This is a genomic window from Mesorhizobium sp. M2E.F.Ca.ET.209.01.1.1, from assembly GCF_004010375.2.
Classification (GTDB): domain Bacteria; phylum Pseudomonadota; class Alphaproteobacteria; order Rhizobiales; family Rhizobiaceae; genus Mesorhizobium.
On sequence record NZ_SADP02000007.1, the window covers coordinates 158,929 to 174,069 of the forward strand.

16 protein-coding genes are annotated in these 15,141 nt (G+C 63.2%); 4 read left to right on the forward strand and 12 right to left on the reverse strand.

All coding sequences use genetic code 11. The features are described 5' to 3' along the window. The 7 genes from argF to hemA all read right to left on the reverse strand — a co-directional run bounded on the left by argF (position 1) and on the right by hemA (position 6,660). Positions 1-1,002 carry an ornithine carbamoyltransferase gene (gene argF / locus EN852_RS15495; RefSeq protein WP_127875984.1) on the reverse strand — a complete coding sequence of 334 codons (1,002 nt, stop codon included), beginning with the start codon at positions 1,000-1,002 and terminating at the stop codon, positions 1-3. 11 nt (positions 1,003-1,013) lie between these two features. Further along, positions 1,014-2,228, reverse strand: coding sequence for an arginine deiminase (locus EN852_RS15500; protein ID WP_127875983.1), 1,215 nt, complete (start codon positions 2,226-2,228; stop codon positions 1,014-1,016). Between the two features lie 11 nt (positions 2,229-2,239). Beyond that, on the reverse strand, positions 2,240-3,709 hold the full coding sequence (arcD, locus tag EN852_RS15505) for an arginine-ornithine antiporter (RefSeq protein ID WP_127875982.1): 1,470 nt from the start codon (positions 3,707-3,709) through the stop codon (positions 2,240-2,242). 185 nt (positions 3,710-3,894) lie between these two features. Beyond that, positions 3,895-4,338 (reverse strand): pyridoxamine 5'-phosphate oxidase family protein, encoded by a 444-nt coding sequence (locus EN852_RS15510; protein WP_127868584.1) that lies wholly within the window; start codon positions 4,336-4,338, stop codon positions 3,895-3,897. An 11-nt stretch (positions 4,339-4,349) separates the two neighbouring features. Then, positions 4,350-5,051, reverse strand: coding sequence for a phosphoribosyltransferase (locus EN852_RS15515; protein WP_127875981.1), 702 nt, complete (start codon positions 5,049-5,051; stop codon positions 4,350-4,352). 2 nt (positions 5,052-5,053) lie between these two features. Then, positions 5,054-5,317: a hypothetical protein gene (locus tag EN852_RS15520; protein WP_127875980.1), complete on the reverse strand. Its 264-nt coding sequence runs from the start codon at positions 5,315-5,317 to the stop codon at positions 5,054-5,056. Positions 5,318-5,382: 65 nt separating this feature from the next. Then, positions 5,383-6,660: a 5-aminolevulinate synthase gene (hemA, locus tag EN852_RS15525; RefSeq protein ID WP_135879547.1), complete on the reverse strand. Its 1,278-nt coding sequence runs from the start codon at positions 6,658-6,660 to the stop codon at positions 5,383-5,385. Positions 6,661-6,883: 223 nt separating this feature from the next. On the opposite strand from hemA, the gene EN852_RS40860 reads away from it, so the two are divergent. After that, positions 6,884-7,060: a hypothetical protein gene (locus EN852_RS40860; RefSeq protein WP_189545983.1), complete on the forward strand. Its 177-nt coding sequence runs from the start codon at positions 6,884-6,886 to the stop codon at positions 7,058-7,060. A gap of 60 nt (positions 7,061-7,120) precedes the next feature. On the opposite strand, the gene EN852_RS15530 is transcribed toward EN852_RS40860, so the two are convergent. Then, positions 7,121-7,657 (reverse strand): Hsp20/alpha crystallin family protein, encoded by a 537-nt coding sequence (locus EN852_RS15530; protein ID WP_127875978.1) that lies wholly within the window; start codon positions 7,655-7,657, stop codon positions 7,121-7,123. Here EN852_RS15530 and EN852_RS43330 point away from each other — a divergent pair. After that, positions 7,656-8,267: a hypothetical protein gene (locus EN852_RS43330; RefSeq protein WP_348643440.1), complete on the forward strand. Its 612-nt coding sequence runs from the start codon at positions 7,656-7,658 to the stop codon at positions 8,265-8,267. The genes EN852_RS15530 and EN852_RS43330 overlap by 2 nt on opposite strands. A gap of 38 nt (positions 8,268-8,305) precedes the next feature. Here the strand turns inward: EN852_RS43330 and fixJ are convergent, their stop codons facing one another. Together fixJ and EN852_RS15545 are read right to left on the reverse strand one after the other, a co-directional pair. After that, positions 8,306-8,917 (reverse strand): response regulator FixJ, encoded by a 612-nt coding sequence (gene fixJ / locus EN852_RS15540; protein ID WP_127875977.1) that lies wholly within the window; start codon positions 8,915-8,917, stop codon positions 8,306-8,308. Then, entirely contained in the window at positions 8,907-10,394 is a 1,488-nt protein-coding gene (locus EN852_RS15545) for a PAS domain-containing sensor histidine kinase (RefSeq protein WP_127876100.1), read from the reverse strand. The genes fixJ and EN852_RS15545 overlap by 11 nt, the downstream gene beginning before the upstream one ends. A gap of 256 nt (positions 10,395-10,650) precedes the next feature. Between EN852_RS15545 and EN852_RS15550 the strand changes: the two genes are divergently transcribed. Together EN852_RS15550 and mgtA are read left to right on the forward strand one after the other, a co-directional pair. Next, positions 10,651-11,460, forward strand: a complete 810-nt coding sequence (locus EN852_RS15550) for a universal stress protein (RefSeq protein ID WP_127875976.1) — start codon at positions 10,651-10,653, stop codon at positions 11,458-11,460. A gap of 10 nt (positions 11,461-11,470) precedes the next feature. After that, positions 11,471-14,149, forward strand: a complete 2,679-nt coding sequence (gene mgtA / locus EN852_RS15555; RefSeq protein WP_127875975.1) for a magnesium-translocating P-type ATPase — start codon at positions 11,471-11,473, stop codon at positions 14,147-14,149. 108 nt (positions 14,150-14,257) lie between these two features. Here mgtA and EN852_RS15560 read toward each other — a convergent pair whose 3' ends face one another. Beyond that, positions 14,258-14,725 carry a DUF2231 domain-containing protein gene (locus EN852_RS15560; protein WP_127875974.1) on the reverse strand — a complete coding sequence of 156 codons (468 nt, stop codon included), beginning with the start codon at positions 14,723-14,725 and terminating at the stop codon, positions 14,258-14,260. Positions 14,726-14,775: 50 nt separating this feature from the next. Then, on the reverse strand, positions 14,776-15,042 hold the full coding sequence (locus tag EN852_RS15565) for a hypothetical protein (protein WP_127875973.1): 267 nt from the start codon (positions 15,040-15,042) through the stop codon (positions 14,776-14,778). Between the last annotated feature and the right edge of the window lie 99 nt (positions 15,043-15,141).

Genomic DNA, 15,141 nt, shown 5'->3' on the forward strand with positions numbered 1-15,141 from the left:
TCAGTTGCCGATCGTGGCGACGAGCAGCGCCTTGATCGTATGCATGCGGTTCTCCGCCTGGTCGAACACGATCGACGCGCCCGATTCGAACACCTGATCCGTAACCTCCATGCAGTCGATGCCGAATTCGCGCGCGACCGAGGCGCCGACCTCGGTCTCGGTATCGTGGAACGCCGGCAGGCAATGCATGAATTTCACGTGCGGATTGCCGCTGGCCGACATCACCTCGCTCGTCACCCGATAGGGCGTCAGCAGGCGGATACGCTCAGGCCACGCCGACTTGGCCTCACCCATGGACAGCCAGACATCCGTGTAGATGAAGTCGGCGCCTTCGACGCAGCTCTTCACATCCTCGTCCAGCCTGAAGCGGCCGCCGCTGCGCTCCGCCAGGGTTCTGACATGCGCGCAGAACTCGTCGTCCGGCCAAAGCTCCTTGGGCGAAGCGATGCGCATGTCGATGCCGACCTTGGCGGCGCCCACGGCCAGGGATAGCGCGACATTGTCCCGACCCTCTCCGACGAAGGCGACCGTCATGTCGGACAAATGCTTGTGCGTGAATTCGCGCATGGTCATGAAATCGGCGAGGATCTGCGTCGGGTGCGCTTCATTGGTCAGGCCGTTGTAGACGGGCACGCCGGCATGCGTGGCAAGCAGTTCGGCCTGATGTTGCGCAAAGCCGCGATATTCGATCGCATCATACATGCGGCCGAGCACGCGCGCGGTGTCCTTCATGGACTCCTTGTGCCCGATATGGCTGCCGCTGGGGCCGAAATAGGTGACGTGGGCGCCCTGATCGTAGGCGGCCACTTCGAATCCCGTCCGCGTGCGGGTCGAGTCCTTCTCGAAGATGAGCGCGATGTTCTTGCGGACGAGGCGCGGTATCTCGTGCCCGGCCTGCTTGGCTGCCTTCAGGTCGGCGGCCAGCTTCAGCAGGAAGCGGATCTCGTCCGCCGAAAGGTCGTCCAGCGAGAGCACCGAGCGTCCATGAAGGTTGATCGACATTGGGGGTCCTTTCAGAGCGGGTCTCGGGCGATGGGGCAGGTCATGCAATGGCCGCCGCCGCGGCCGCGGCTGAGCTCGGCACCCTCGACGGTGATCACCTCGATCCCCGCGCGGCGCAGAAGCGTGTTGGTGTAGACGTTGCGGTCGTAGCCGATGACGACGCCCGGCTCGACCGCGACGACGTTGTTGCCATCGTCCCACTGCTCGCGTTCGGCCTCGTAGCGGTCGCCGCCAGTGGCGATGATCCGCAGCGATTTAAGCCCGAGAGCCTCCGCGACCACTGATATGAAGGGCTCCTTCTCCTCCCTGACCTCGACCGCCGCATCGCCGTCGCCGGGCCGGATCGAGAAGGTGCGCAGCCTTTCGACCACGGGCGGATACATGGTGGCAAGGTCCCGGTCGCAGAAGGTGAAGACGGTGTCGAGATGCATGAAGGAACGGTCGCGCGGCATCAGAGCCGCGATCACGCGTGTGGCTTCTCCGGCGGCGAACAGGCTTCGCGCAAGATCGCCGACCGCTTGCGGCGTGGTGCGCTCGCCCATGCCGACCAGAACGACGCCTCCGCCGACCGGCATGACGTCGCCGCCTTCGAGGCTGACGCCCGTTCCGGCCTGGGGCGAGACGAACGGGATGCCGCTGTCGCGGAACCTTGGATGGAAGCGATAGACAGCTTCGACATTGGCTGCCTCGGGCCGCCTGGCGGCCCAATACATCGGGTTGGCCGACACGGAGCGGTAGATCCAGCAGGAGCTGTCACGGGTGAACAGTTGGTTGGGCAGCGGCGGCAGCACGAAGTCCTGCGGCGCGAGCGTCCTCCCGGTCAGCCCCCTGGGCTCGAACGGTAGTTCGGCACGCGCAATGCCGCCGACGAGACAGGTTGCCAGCAGGCCGGCCGACATTTCGTTCAGCCAGCCGCGCATCTCGTCGACCATGTCGAGGCCGACCACGCCGGCATGCACCCGGCGGTCGAGAAGCCAGTCGCGGGCCTTGCCGATCCCCATGGTCTCGGCAAGCAGCTCGCCGAACGAATGCACCACCACGCCGCGCTCGCGCAACGCGTCGACGAAGACGTCGTGTTCCTGGCGCGCCCGCTTCACCCAAAGCACGTCGTCGAACAGCAGCGACTTGCAGTTGTCCGGCGTTAGCCTGCGCAAGCTGAGGTCCGGTCTGTGGACCATGACCTCGCGCAGGCGGCCGACTTCCGAATGCACTCCCAGACTTGTCATCGCATGGCCTCTCAAAGCGCGCTGACGGCGCCGGTCCACATCTCGTAGACGGCAAGGATTGCGACCGCGACGAGCGCGACGGCGATGATGGCTTCCACCGGGTGGAAGACACGCTGGTTGCCCTCGCGGCGAGCCCAGACGTAGAAGATGATGCCCGGGGCATAGAGGATCGCGCACATGAACAGGTACGCAGGCCCCGCCGCATAGACGAGCCACAGCCCGTAGATCGTTGCCAGCACGCCGGCGAGGAGCGGTCCGGTGCGCCGCTCGCCGCTTTGGTAGCTTTCGCCGGTCAATGCCAGTTTCGCGGCGAAGGCTCCGGAGAAGATGTAAGGCACCAGGATGGCGGCCGAGGCGATGTAGAAGAGTGCCTGGTAGGTGCTCTGGGCGAAGAGCGTGATCACCAGGAAGGCCTGGACAAGCAGGTTGGTGATCAGCAGCGACGTCGAGGGAACGCCGCGCTCGCTTTCCCGGCCGAAGAACTTCGGCATGGTCCCGTCCTTTCCGGCGACATGCGGAACCTCCGCCGCAAGCAGCGTCCAGCTCAGGAAGGCGCCGACGACCGAGATGACGAGCGCGAGATTGATGAGGATGGCACCCCAGGGCCCGACAACCGCCTCCAGCACGCCCGCCATCGACGGGTTCTTCAGGGCGGCAAGGTCAGGCTGGCTCAGGATGCCGAGCGAAAGCAGCGAGACCAGCGCATAGAGCGCGAGGCAGGTGAAGAAGCCGAGCACCGTCGCGGTCGCGATGTCCTTGCGGCGCTCCGCCCGGGCGGAGAAGACGCTGGCGCCTTCGATGCCGATGAACACCCACAGCGTCACCAGCATCGTGCTCTTGACCTGGGCGACGATGGTGCCGAGCGAGGCGTTGCCGAGCCCGGTGAAGTCGAGTGTCCAGACATTGAGCTTGAAGGCTACCGCGACGACGCCGACAAAGAGGACGACAGGAGCAATCTTAGCGATGGTCACGATAGTGTTGACGACCGCCGCCTGACGGATGCCCGCGAGGACCAGAAAGTGGATAAGCCACAGCAAGATCGATGCCCCGAGCACCGCCTGCCACGTGTTTCCGTCACCGAAGGCGGGGAAGAAATAGGACAACGCGCTGAAGACGATCACCGCGTAGGAGACGTTGCCGACCCATGCGCTGATCCAATAGCCCCAGGCACTGTTGAAGCCTACGAACGGACCGAAGCCGGCCTTGGCATAGGCATAGGGGCCGGCGTCGAGGTCGGGCCGGCGCACCGCCAGCGACTGGTAGACAAACACCAGCGCAAGCATGCCGACCGCCGTGATGGCCCAACCGATCAGGATCGCGAGCGGACCGGCGCCGGCCGCCATGTTCTGGGGCAGGCTGAAGACGCCCGAGCCCACCATGGAGCCGATGACAAGCGCGGTCAGCGACCCCAGCCGGAGCTTCGCCGAAGCCGGGGTCGCGGTTTCTTCCCGGATAGGGACATTGATGTCTGTTGTGGCCATGAGGCCCTCCCACCTTTGCAACGATGGGGGGCAATTCAACAGGAAAGGGGACTGGCAGCTTTGACACCGGTCAAATCCCGGTCCCCGGTGCTGGCGGCGAGGCCCCGATGTGGCTGCATACGCCCCCCAGCCGCTTCGACCCGCGGCCGGTTGGCGCGGCTTCCGCATGGCCTCGCCATGTAAGGCTAGCTCTCCAACGCTTCGCGGCCCGAAACGCCCGCGATGGAGATCCTGAAGAACACGTGGGGAAGATGCTCCGCGTCCGAGGTGCTGGCCGGCTTGAGCGCGCCTGGCTCCCACCAGTCGAAGTGCTTGCTAAGCACGAACCATGCATGGTCACACTGCGCTCCGATCCGATCGGGAAGTTCCTCATAACGGCCGGTGACGATGACGCTTTTCCAGCCGTGACCCGTGCCGGGTGCGTCGACCTGCACGGACACGAGCGGATTGGCGCGCATCCAGTCGATCTTCTTGCCCGGCATCGAGAAGGCATAGAGGTGGTTGTCCGCATGCGCGTAATGGAACGGAACCATATAGGGTCGCCCGTCCCTCGCGCAGGCCAGGCGGCCGACGCGATTGGCCGTCAGCAGTTTGGTGCATTCCAGGGTGGACAGTGGGCGGATCTGCATCGGCAAGACTCCTAAGTGCCGGTGTCGCGCCGCGATCTTTTCGCGGTGTGCTGGCCGGAGCGTCTCCTGTCGTCGGCATTCCCGCGGGCGAGGGCCATGATGTCCAGAACCTCGTTGTCGGAGAGCTGCGGGAAGTTGCCGTAGTAATAGCTCAGCGCCCGAAAACGTGCAGGCTGATTGAGGCAGATCAGATCCGCTTCCTGCGCGAGTTCGTCCGCGGTGTCCGCCGGCGCCACGGGAAGCGCGACGATGATCTTCCGCGGCGAACGTCGCTTCAACGCGCGAATGGCGACCTTCATCGTCGTTCCGGTCGCCGCCCCGTCGTCAACGACGATCACCGTTTTGCCCGCCACCGACAAGGGCGAGTCTTTCCCACGATATACCGCCCGCCGTCGTTCCAGTTCGGGGCGCTCCTGCGCGATCAGCACGCGAAGCGTGCTGTCATCGAGGGCGTATGCCTCCACGATCTCCCGGTTGAGAACGACGTCGGGAGGGTCTCCGTCCACGATGGCGGCCACCGCCAGTTCCGGATTGCCCGGCGCTCCGACCTTTCGAACGATCATCAAGTCCAGCGGCGCCTTGAGGGCCTTGGCCACCTCTGCAGCCACAGGGATGCCGCCTCGTGGCAAGGCGAGCACAATCGGGTCCTTCGGCTGAAGCAGGTCCAGCGATGCGCCGAGCTTCTGCCCCGCCTCCTGGCGATCGCGAAACATCGTCATTCCTCCGGCCACAGTTGGCGCAGCGACTTCTTCATCGAGTTCCGAACCTGGACGATCTCACCGTGGGAAATAGGCCGGTCGAGGAGTCTGAACACCGCTCCGATCGCCTTGTCGGTGTCGATTTGCGGCTCGTAGCCAAAGCTGTTGCGGACGCAAATGACGAAGTCGCTCTTTTTGCGTTCCCATGCCGGTTCGTTCACCCGTTGCTGCGGGTGCCCGGCGGCATGGGTGATCGAAGTGTGTGAAACAGCGTGTGTCATCCTCGTTATCCCTCGACTGTCGTTCTCCCCTGGGAGCCGCGCATGCAAGGCCAATACCCTGGATTTCAGCCGCCTGCCTTGTTCACCAGCAGCGGAATGATGCGGTCGGTCTTGGCGACGGCGGGACGGCCTGAGCCGGCATAGGGGATGCCGAGCGCATCCCAGGTCTCGACCAGCGCGTCCTGCAATTCGGCAATCAGCGCGTCCGAATGGAACGGCGTGGGCGTGATGCGCAGCCGCTCGGTGCCGCGCGGCACCGTCGGATAGTTGATCGGCTGGATATAGATGCCGTGCACGCCAAGCAGCCGGTCGCTCGCCATCTTGCAGAGTTCGGGGTCGCCGACCAGCACCGGCACGATATGGGTGGCCGATTCCATCACCGGCAGGCCCGCGGCGGCAAGCACCTGCTTGGTGCGCGCCGCCTGGCGCTGCTGCGCGTCGCGCTCGGCCTGCGAGCGCTTGAGATGACGGATCGAGGCGGTGGTGGCGGCGGCGATCGCCGGCGGCAGCGCGGTGGTGAAGATGAAACCCGGCGCGTAGGAGCGCACCGCGTCGATCACGGCACTTGTGCCGGTGATGTAGCCGCCGAGCGTGCCGAAGGCCTTGGCCAGCGTGCCCTGGATGATGTCGACGCGGTCGGCCAGGCCCTCGCGTTCGGTGATGCCGCCGCCGCGCGGTCCGTACATGCCCACCGCATGCACCTCGTCGATATAGGTCATGGCGCTGTAGCGCTCGGCCAGCTCGACGATCTGCCTGATCGCCGCGATGTCGCCGTCCATCGAATAGACGCTCCCGAACACGATCAGCTTGGCGCGCTCGCGGCCCGCAGCCTGAAGCAAGCTTTCCAGATGCGCGACGTCGTTATGGCGAAAAATCTTCTTTTCCGCGCCCGAGCGGCGCACGCCCTCGATCATCGAGGCATGGTTGAGCTCGTCGGAGAGCACCAGGCAGTTGGGCAAAAGCCTGGCGATGGTCGAGATCGAGGCCTCGTTGGAGACGAAGCCGGAGGTGAAGACGAGGCCTGCCTCCTTGTCATGCAGGTCGGCAAGCTCCTGCTCGAGCTCGACCAGCGGGTTGGAGGTGCCGGAGATGTTGCGGGTGCCGCCGGCGCCCGAGCCCATCTTGCCGGCAGCGGTCTGGAAGGCGGCGATCACATCCTCGTTCTGGCCCATGCCGAGATAGTCGTTGGAGCACCATACGGTGATTTCCTGGGCGCGGCCGTTGGAACGCCAGATGGCGCGCGGGAACTTGCCCACAATGCGCTCGAGGTCGGCGAAGACGCGGTAGCGCCGCTCCGCGTGGAGCTGGTCGATCGCATCCTCGAAGAACCGCTGGTAATTCATGTCGAACTCCTGTGCCGCGAATTCGCTTTGGGTTAGCGCGTTGACCTACCTGGCCGGCACCATACGAGGCAGGCGAGAACTGCACTTTGAGCTATGTCAATTCTGGGGATCGAGATAATGTGAATGAAAGCGGCTTCGCCCAACGGGCTCATGTTTCACAAAAAAATGAAATGACCGCGATATTTGGAGTAGGAATGATGAACAGCCTGCATTGAGGGTAGTCGTGGACCGGTTCATTGCACGGGCTAATATTGCCCATTTCGAAGACTTGCTTGCCGCAGAAACCGACCCGCAGAAGCGGAAGGTGATCGAGAACCTGCTTGCGCGTGAGAGGCAGAAACTGGAAATCGCGGAGCATCAATCCGAGGCAACAGGGAAACCTTCGGACCCAATCAATTGAGGCGTGGGAAAGGCTCCTCAGTGCACCGGCCCGATGCACTGAGGAATGATATCCGTGGCTTCAGGCAGCCTTGACGGTGATCTTCTTCTCGGCCTTCTGCGCTTCGGCCGTCTTGGGCAGCTTCACAGTCAAAATGCCCTTGGTGAAGCTGGCGTCGATCTTGTCGGCGTTTACGCCTTCGGGCAACCGGAACGAGCGCTGGAAGGAGCCGTAACGGCGCTCCGAGAGGTAGTAGTCCTTCTCCTTTTCCTCTTTTTCCTCCTTCTTCTCGCCCTTGATGGTCAGCACGTTGTTGGCGAGCTTGATGTCGACGTTCTTTTCGTCAATGCCCGGCAGTTCGGCCGTGATCTCATACGCATCGGCCTTTTCCACCAGGTCCATTGCCGGCGCCACCGGCCACTCACCGCGCAACTTCGCGGGGAAGTCCCTGCCGAAGAGCGAACGGGTGGCGGGCAGATGGAAATCGAAGGGATGAAAGTCGTCGAAAAGCCGATCGATTTCGCGTCGCAGGCTCTCGAAAGGTCCCACCCAGTTGTCCGAACGGGCGGGAGCGTTCTTTTCGGTTCTCACGGGCAGTTTGGTAGCAGCTTCAGCCATGGCTTTTCTCCTTAAAGCTGGATTGGGCAACAAGTGCCGCCGCCTCCGCTCTTTCGCCGCAGGTATTCCAGCACGCGCCAGAGAGAGGTCGGCGGACCTGCTCGACAGCCATCCTCGCCGAACTGACCCATCTGCTTCGCGACGTCCGCGTTTGATACGGGCCGATCGCGACCGCATTGCAATTCATGCGCGACCTGTCGAGGCCAGCATCAAAGCACCGGTATGGGCGGCCATCGTTGATCCGCGTCAAACAAGCCGCAAGAAGGAACGATTGGTATCAAAGAGTCCGAACCACGCTCGTTCAAGGGGCGCCGGTTCGCGCCAAGGGGCCTCCTGGCCGGAAAAATGTGACTCAAATCAAAGCGCGAGCCGAATCTTCGATCACACTGGCCCAATGTGGAATCCGATCGCAAGCGCGCCATCCGGCCGCAACCTCGAACTGGCCGTCATCGACGACGATGGCGTGCACGCGCTTGTGTTCCCCTGCGAGAAGGCGCCGGTGGGCTGGAAGGATGTCGCAACCGGAGCGCGGGTCAACATTCGTCCGACCCACTGGCGTGTCTGGAATCCGGAGGATCACCAGCTAGGCTCCCTGCTGAATCCGCACTGATGCACGCTGGGCGGCACGCATTTTCAGCGCGACGCGCTTCAGCTCTTCGGATCGGCGATCAAGGCCATGCGCACCAGATGCGAGAGGCTGCTGGCGCCCATCTTGCTCATGACATTGGCGCGATGGATTTCCACGGTTCGCGGGCTGATTCCGAGATCATAGGCAATCGTCTTGTTCGGCAGCCCCGAAACAAGGCCGTCGAGCACCTGGCGCTCCCGCTCCGACAGCGTCGCAAGATTCTTCCGAATCTCGGCTGATTGCGGATGCGCCGCAACGGGCTGACTGCGGTGGTCCAGGGCGGAACGAATGGCATCGATGAGCACCTGGTCGTCGAATGGCTTCTCGATGAAATCCGCAGCGCCCTCCTTCATCGCCTGCACGGCGAGCGCGACGTCGGCATGACCTGTCATCACAATCACCGGTGCTTTCAGGCCGCGTGCCCTCAACTGCCGCAGGAACTCGATGCCGTCAATGCCGGGCATACGCACATCGGTGACGATGCAGCCGTCGATCTCCTTCGGCTCTGGTGCCAGGAATGCGGTCGCCGATTCATGCAGGCGCACCGCAAAGTCGGCTGTCGCGAGAAGGAAACCCAGCGACTTGCGGACATCGACGTCATCATCGACGACATGAACGACATCATTGGCCACGGGCAACCTCGTCCTTTTCTACCGCACGCAAGGTGAACCGAAATGCCGTTCCTCCGCCGGGCATCGACTCGGCCCAAATATGACCACCATGCGACTCGACGATAGTGCGACAAATGGACAGGCCCACTCCCATTCCCTGCTTCTTGGTGGTGACGAAAGGCTGGAAAAGCTGGGCTGAAACCTCGGGCGCCAACCCTGGGCCGGTGTCGATCACGCCGATCTCTATCATTGCATCGTGTCGTGCCTTGGTAACGACACGCAATTCGCGGCGCGGTGCGCCTTGCATGGCCTCCACCGCGTTTCTCATCAGGTTCAGCAATACCTGCTCAATCTGAATCCGGTCGGTCAAGACCAGCTCGGCCGTCGGATCGAGATCGTAGCTGACGCGTACATCCGCTTCTCTGGCGCCGACCAGAGCCAGCGATGAAGCGTCCTCGATGAGCCCCGACAGGCGTTCCACCTGGCGCTCGCTTTCGCCCCTGGCGACAAAGTCCCTGAGACGGCGGATGACGTCGCCGGCGCGTAACGCCTGTTCGGCGGCCCTCTCGACGGCTTCCCGCAACATTGCGGCATTCTCGTCCCTGCTCTTCTCGAGGAGACGGCGGCTGCCTTTGAGATAGTTCGTGATCGCCGTCAGAGGCTGGTTTATCTCATGCGCCAATGTGGAGGCCATTTCGCCAAGCGCGGTGAAACGGGCCATGTGCAGCAGTTCCTGCTGTTGCTCCTGCATCCTGGCTTCCGTCATGTGGCGCTCGGTGAGGTCGCGGCAGAAGCCGGTGAAGAAACGGCCCGTTCCCGGATGCATTTCGCCGACGGAGAGCTCCATTGGAAAGGTCGATCCGTCCTTGCGCATCCCGGTCACCGTTCGGCCGAGCCCGATAATGCGGCGTTCTCCCGTTGTCAGGTAACGCTGCAGGTATGTGTCGTGCTCCTCCCGATACGGCGAGGGCATCAGCATCTTGACGTTTCGTCCGATGACCTCGCCGGCCTTGTAGCCAAACAATATCTCGGCCGCCGTGCTGAAGGATTGGATGTTGGCGCCTTCGTCGATGACGATCATCGCATCGGGTACTGTCGCCAGGATCGAACGCAGGTGGTCCTCACGCAGCTGCAGCGCGGCGTTGGCGAATGACAGATCGCTGACGTCGGTGCCCTGAATGAAGATTGCGGTGATCCGGCCATCCTTTGCCCTGACGGGCTGGTAGACGAAATCGAGGATGCGCTCCTCCGCAAGGCCGGTTTCATCGTTGCGCAGGATGATCTTGGCGCTGCGACCGACATAGGGCTCGCCGGTTTCGCAGACGCGATCGAGCAATTCGAAGAATCCCTGGCCCTCCAGCTCGGGCAAGGCCTCGCGAGCCGACTTGCCGATAACCTGCCGCTGGCCGATCAAGTGCTGAAACGCGGCATTGGTCAGCTGAAAGACGTGGTCCGGCTCGCTGAGCAAGGCTATGAATCCCGGAGCCTGGTCGAACATCAGGGCGAGAAGATCGTGTTCCGGCAAGATATCGAGGGCGGCCAGCGGCGATGGCTTGGCTGCTTCTGGCCGGCCTTGTTCCGTCTTGCTCACGAGCGGTCTCCGGATCGAGAAACAGCAGCGGCCGCCGATTTAGCACGCATCATTCCGCCCGCTAAACAGCCGAGCCGCCGCGACGATTTGATCTGTATCAAGGCGCCACAGGCTCGCACAATGCAAGTGACAAGGCATTCCGCGTTCCGAGCGAGGTGCCTGCATGTCCTATAAAACGATAATCGTCAATCTGGCCGTTGATGCAAACCCCGCGCCGGTCGTGAAGCTGGCGGCGGAACTGGCGCAGCGCTTCGAAGCTCACCTCATCGGCTTTGCCGCGGCGGACGTCCCGCCTTTGGTGTCCACGGGAGAGGGCCTGGTCTACGAAGGCGAGGTCATGCAGGTCGAGCGCGCCGAGATCGAGAAGCGCCTTGCCGAATTGCGCGACATCTTCGAGAAGCTCGTCCCGGGCTCGGTCAGCAGCGAATGGACGCAATATATTTGCGGACCGACCCGCGCCCTCGGCCTTTCGGCCCGCTCGGCCGATCTCATCGTGACCGCCGAGGGCGGGGAGGATGTCTTCCGCGCCGTCGACGTCGGAAGCCTCGTGCTCGGCGCCGGTCGCCCCGTGCTGGTCACCGCGGGCAATGCCGAGCATCTCCTGGGCAAGACCGTCCTTGTCGCCTGGAAGGACAGCCGGGAAGCGCGAAGGGCCCTGTCCGATTCCCTGCCGTTTCTGGCCAAGGCCAACGAGGTCGTCGTCGCCACGATGGAGACCGAGTCCGGGGAGGATGTGCGAAACAGCCTCGCCGACGTCGCGGTCTTTCTGGAGCAACACGGCGTCATCGCGCGAACCGAAGTGATCGCCGGCGACGCGGATGGCAACAGGCTGGCGGCGTTTGCGCGCTCCATCCACGCCGATCTGATCGTCTCCGGCGCCTATGGTCACAGCCGGCTGCGGGAATGGGCCTTCGGCGGGGTTACGCGCACGCTCATCGGCGAGAGCAATATCAATCGCCTGTTGTCGAACTGATCGGTCGGCCATGGTGACCGGTGGAGCCGATTCGACGGAACGGGCGGCGGTCCGGCCCGCCGAACCGCAGTCGGCCGGCTCTGCGCCCGACATCGCCAAGCAGGCCTACTGGTCGCTTGAAGCAGATCGGCTGGTCGGACAACTGGAGACCTCCGCTTCCGGACTGCTGAGCGCGGATGCAGCGGCCCGGCTTGCCAAATTCGGACGAAACGCCCTGGCGCCTCGGTCGAACCGATCGGCATTGGCAGTATTCGCGCGCCAGTTTCGCAGCCCGCTGGTCCTCATCCTGGTCTTTGCCGCCGCCGTTTCGGTGTTCGTCGGCGAAGGTCATGAAGCAGCAATCATCGGCGCGATTGTGCTTGCCAGCTGTATCCTCAGCTTCACCCAGGAATATGGGGCCTCTCGCGCCATGGAGGCGCTGCAGCAGCGCATCTCCCGCAAGGCCACCGTGCTTCGGGACAGCTTCGAACGGACCGTCGATGTCGAGAACATTGTCCCTGGCGACGTCGTCTGCTTATCGGCGGGAAATCTAATCCCCGTCGATGGCGTCGTCCTGGAGTCGCGGGATTTCAACGTCAGCGAATCCGTCCTGACCGGCGAAACCTTTCCCGTCGTGAAATCCGCCGGCCGCTCCGCGCCCGAAGCCGGCATCGCTCAGCGGACCAATGCCGTGTTCACCGGCACCTCGGTTCGCAGCGGAACGGCGAAGGTGCTTGCTGTCGCCACGGGAGCACGGACCGAGTTCGCGTCGATCGCCGAGGCTCTGGAGCGGCGGATCCCGGAAACCGAGTTCGCCCGAGGCATCAGAATGTTCGGTTTTCTGATGACCGAGATCATGCTCGCGATCGTCATCATGGTGTTCTTCGCCAATGTGATGCTCAACCGGCCGCTGATCGAATCCCTTTTGTTTTCGCTCGCCCTCGCTGTCGGCCTGACGCCTGAACTGCTTCCCGCTATCATCAGCGTCACCCTGGCCAAAGGCGCGCGGACCATGGCCGCCAGCGGCGTCATCGTGCGCCGCCTCGATGCGATCGAGAACCTGGGCAGCATGGACCTGCTCTGCACCGACAAGACCGGAACACTGACAGAGGGCGTCATTCACCTCGATGGATCGTTCGATGTCGAAGGCACCGCTTCGAAGGACGTCCTTATTTGGGCGCGGCTGAACGCGACCCTGCAGACAGGGCTGAAGAATCCCCTGGACGAGGCAATTGCAAGTGCTCCGCATGACCAGGAGGATCTGTCCGGTTTTACCAAGATCGACGAGATCCCTTACGACTTTGTCCGCAAGCGGTTGTCCGTCGCCGCGCGGGACAGCTCGCGCGAACAGATCCTCATCACCAAGGGAGCCGTCCAGAACGTCGTCGAGGCCTGTGGCTCCGTTCAGGGTCCGCAAGGCTTGGCACCCCTGGGCGCGGCGGAGCGCCAGGCGATCGACGACAAGTTCAGGCGCTGGAGCGCGCAAGGATATCGCGTTCTCGGCCTGGCGATCCGGAGATTTCAGGACAAGGCGGGCTTCAGCCGTGACGACGAAACCGGAATGGCCTTCGCGGGATTCCTGCTCTTTCTCGACCCCCCGAAAGAGGGGGTGCGGAAAACACTGTCGGCGCTTACCGAGCGCGGCATTGGCGTGAAGGTCATTTCCGGCGACAACCGCTATGTCGCCGCGCACCTGGCCGAGGCTGTGGGTCTCCGGTCCGACAGAATCATGACCGGCGAAGACCTGTCGAAACTGACGAAGAATGGGCTTCTCGCCAGTGTGCGCCACACCGATCTCTTCGTGGAGATCGATCCGAACCAGAAGGAGCGAATTGTCGAGGCGCTGCGCCGGAGCGGCCATGTCGTCGGCTATCTTGGCGACGGCATCAACGACGCGCCGGCGCTTCATGAAGCCGACATCGGCATTTCGGTCGACACCGCCGTGGATGTCGCGCGCGAGGCCGCGGACATCATCTTGCTGAAGCGCGACCTGGGTGTTTTGGTGCGGGGCGTCGATGACGGCCGAAAGACCTTCGCCAACACGATGAAATACATCTCCATCACGACCAGCGCCAATTTCGGCAACATGATCAGCATGGCCGCAGCCTCGCTCTATCTGTCCTTCCTGCCGCTGCTGGCAAAGCAGATCCTGCTGAACAATTTCCTCTCCGACATCCCGGCTCTGGCGATCGCGGGTGACAATGTCGATGCCGAGCAGGTGCGCAGGCCGCGTCACTGGGACATCCGTTTCGTCAGGCGTTTCATGGTCAGCTTCGGGCTGGTGAGTTCCCTGTTCGACTTCGCGACCTTCGCGTTCCTTCTACTGGCCGTTCATGCCACGGCAGCCACGTTTCAGACCGCGTGGTTCGTGGAATCCGTACTCACCGAGCTTGCCATCGTGCTCGTCGTGCGAACCCACAAAAGGCTGTGGCGCAGCCGTCCCAGCCATTTGCTCGCGGGCCTGACCCTCGGCGTCGGCATCATCTCCATCGCCATCCCCTTTGCCCCGTTCGCCAGCTGGTTCGGATTTGTGCCTCTGGCAGGACCGGTGCTGGCCGGGTTGCTCGCGATCACCGCGCTGTACGTGCTTGTGTCGGAGGTCACCAAGAGCTGGCTCTTCGCCCATGGCAGCCGCGGCAAGCGCAGACGAAAAGCGACCGGCCCGCATCTGGATCGAGCCACGACCAGACCGGGCCGCATTGCGGGTTAAGCCGGGGGAGGCAGCTCGATGACCACCGCTGGGCGCCACTCGCACCGGTCTAGAAGTGGAATGGCGCGCTTCCTGTATGGCGGCGGACCGAGGCCGAACATTGAAAAGTCATCCCCCAACCGCGGCTTTGGTGACGTTCACGCCAAGGTCGTAGACCAGCTGCCCGCCATAATAACCCGTCACGGTGACCAGCGCCGCGCCGGCAATTTCGATTGCGGGAATGGCCGGGGCCAGCGTGCTCAGCTCTCGATTTCGCACCCACAGGACAAGCCGCAGCAGGCCCCAGCCCAGAAAGGTCAGGGCGCTGATCCCGCCAAGGCCCTCATGGATTTCCGCTATCTCGCTGCTGAAGCCGGCGGCCTCCGCGTGGTCGAGGGCCATGCCGCCGAAGTACCAGGTGCAGACGGCAAACAGCCCTGCGCCGACGGCGGCAAAGGTGGAAATCGTCCCTATGCCCGAGCGCGTCGTCACGGCGTTGCGATTGGCGAGAGCAGCAAGGTCGACGATGACGAGCACGTACATGAGCACGATCGGAAAATGCACGAGCATGGGATGGATATGCTGAATTTCAGGCATCGCGGATATTCTCCAGGGAGGTTGATGGTGGTTGGACGTTCGAGCGGCAGTCAGTCGTCGCTGTCCCCGAATTCCGCGTCTTCCCGATCGCTGCGCGCGCCGGATACGGGCTTGTCGTCGCCGCATTCGTCGTCACCGACACCTTTGACCGACTTGGGCCCGGTGACGCTCATCATGGGGATGGACTCGAGGTCGATTGTTGCGGAAGAAGCGGCGGGTGCGGCTCGGCATGATCCATGGTCGGATTCCGCGGCGGCGGGTATGACAAAGGCGGCCAGGCCGCCAAGGGCGACAAGCAAGACAGGAAGATTGCGCATGGTTTCGTATCCTTCTCCGCACACCCGTCATCGGGCGCGATGGCCCTTGATAGAGATGTGGCCCTTGCCGCCGGCTGACGATGATTGACAGCGGTTTGA

Bases quoted from the DNA above. Each gene is read 5' to 3' on its own strand.
- EN852_RS15530 (WP_127875978.1), bottom strand. From the start codon at position 7,657: ATGGCTGAAGCTGCTACCAAACTGCCCGTGAGAACCGAAAAGAACGCT.
- hemA (WP_135879547.1), bottom strand. From the start codon at position 6,660: ATGAATTACCAGCGGTTCTTCGAGGATGCGATCGACCAGCTCCACGCG.
- EN852_RS15520 (WP_127875980.1), bottom strand. From the start codon at position 5,317: ATGACACACGCTGTTTCACACACTTCGATCACCCATGCCGCCGGGCAC.
- argF (WP_127875984.1), bottom strand. From the start codon at position 1,002: ATGTCGATCAACCTTCATGGACGCTCGGTGCTCTCGCTGGACGACCTT.
- EN852_RS15545 (WP_127876100.1), bottom strand. From the start codon at position 10,394: ATGTTCGACCAGGCTCCGGGATTCATAGCCTTGCTCAGCGAGCCGGAC.
- EN852_RS15500 (WP_127875983.1), bottom strand. From the start codon at position 2,228: ATGACAAGTCTGGGAGTGCATTCGGAAGTCGGCCGCCTGCGCGAGGTC.
- EN852_RS15510 (WP_127868584.1), bottom strand. From the start codon at position 4,338: ATGCAGATCCGCCCACTGTCCACCCTGGAATGCACCAAACTGCTGACG.
- EN852_RS43330 (WP_348643440.1), top strand. From the start codon at position 7,656: ATGGCTTTTCTCCTTAAAGCTGGATTGGGCAACAAGTGCCGCCGCCTC.
- EN852_RS15565 (WP_127875973.1), bottom strand. From the start codon at position 15,042: ATGCGCAATCTTCCTGTCTTGCTTGTCGCCCTTGGCGGCCTGGCCGCC.
- mgtA (WP_127875975.1), top strand. From the start codon at position 11,471: ATGGTGACCGGTGGAGCCGATTCGACGGAACGGGCGGCGGTCCGGCCC.
- EN852_RS15515 (WP_127875981.1), bottom strand. From the start codon at position 5,051: ATGTTTCGCGATCGCCAGGAGGCGGGGCAGAAGCTCGGCGCATCGCTG.
- EN852_RS15550 (WP_127875976.1), top strand. From the start codon at position 10,651: ATGTCCTATAAAACGATAATCGTCAATCTGGCCGTTGATGCAAACCCC.
- arcD (WP_127875982.1), bottom strand. From the start codon at position 3,709: ATGGCCACAACAGACATCAATGTCCCTATCCGGGAAGAAACCGCGACC.
- EN852_RS15560 (WP_127875974.1), bottom strand. From the start codon at position 14,725: ATGCCTGAAATTCAGCATATCCATCCCATGCTCGTGCATTTTCCGATC.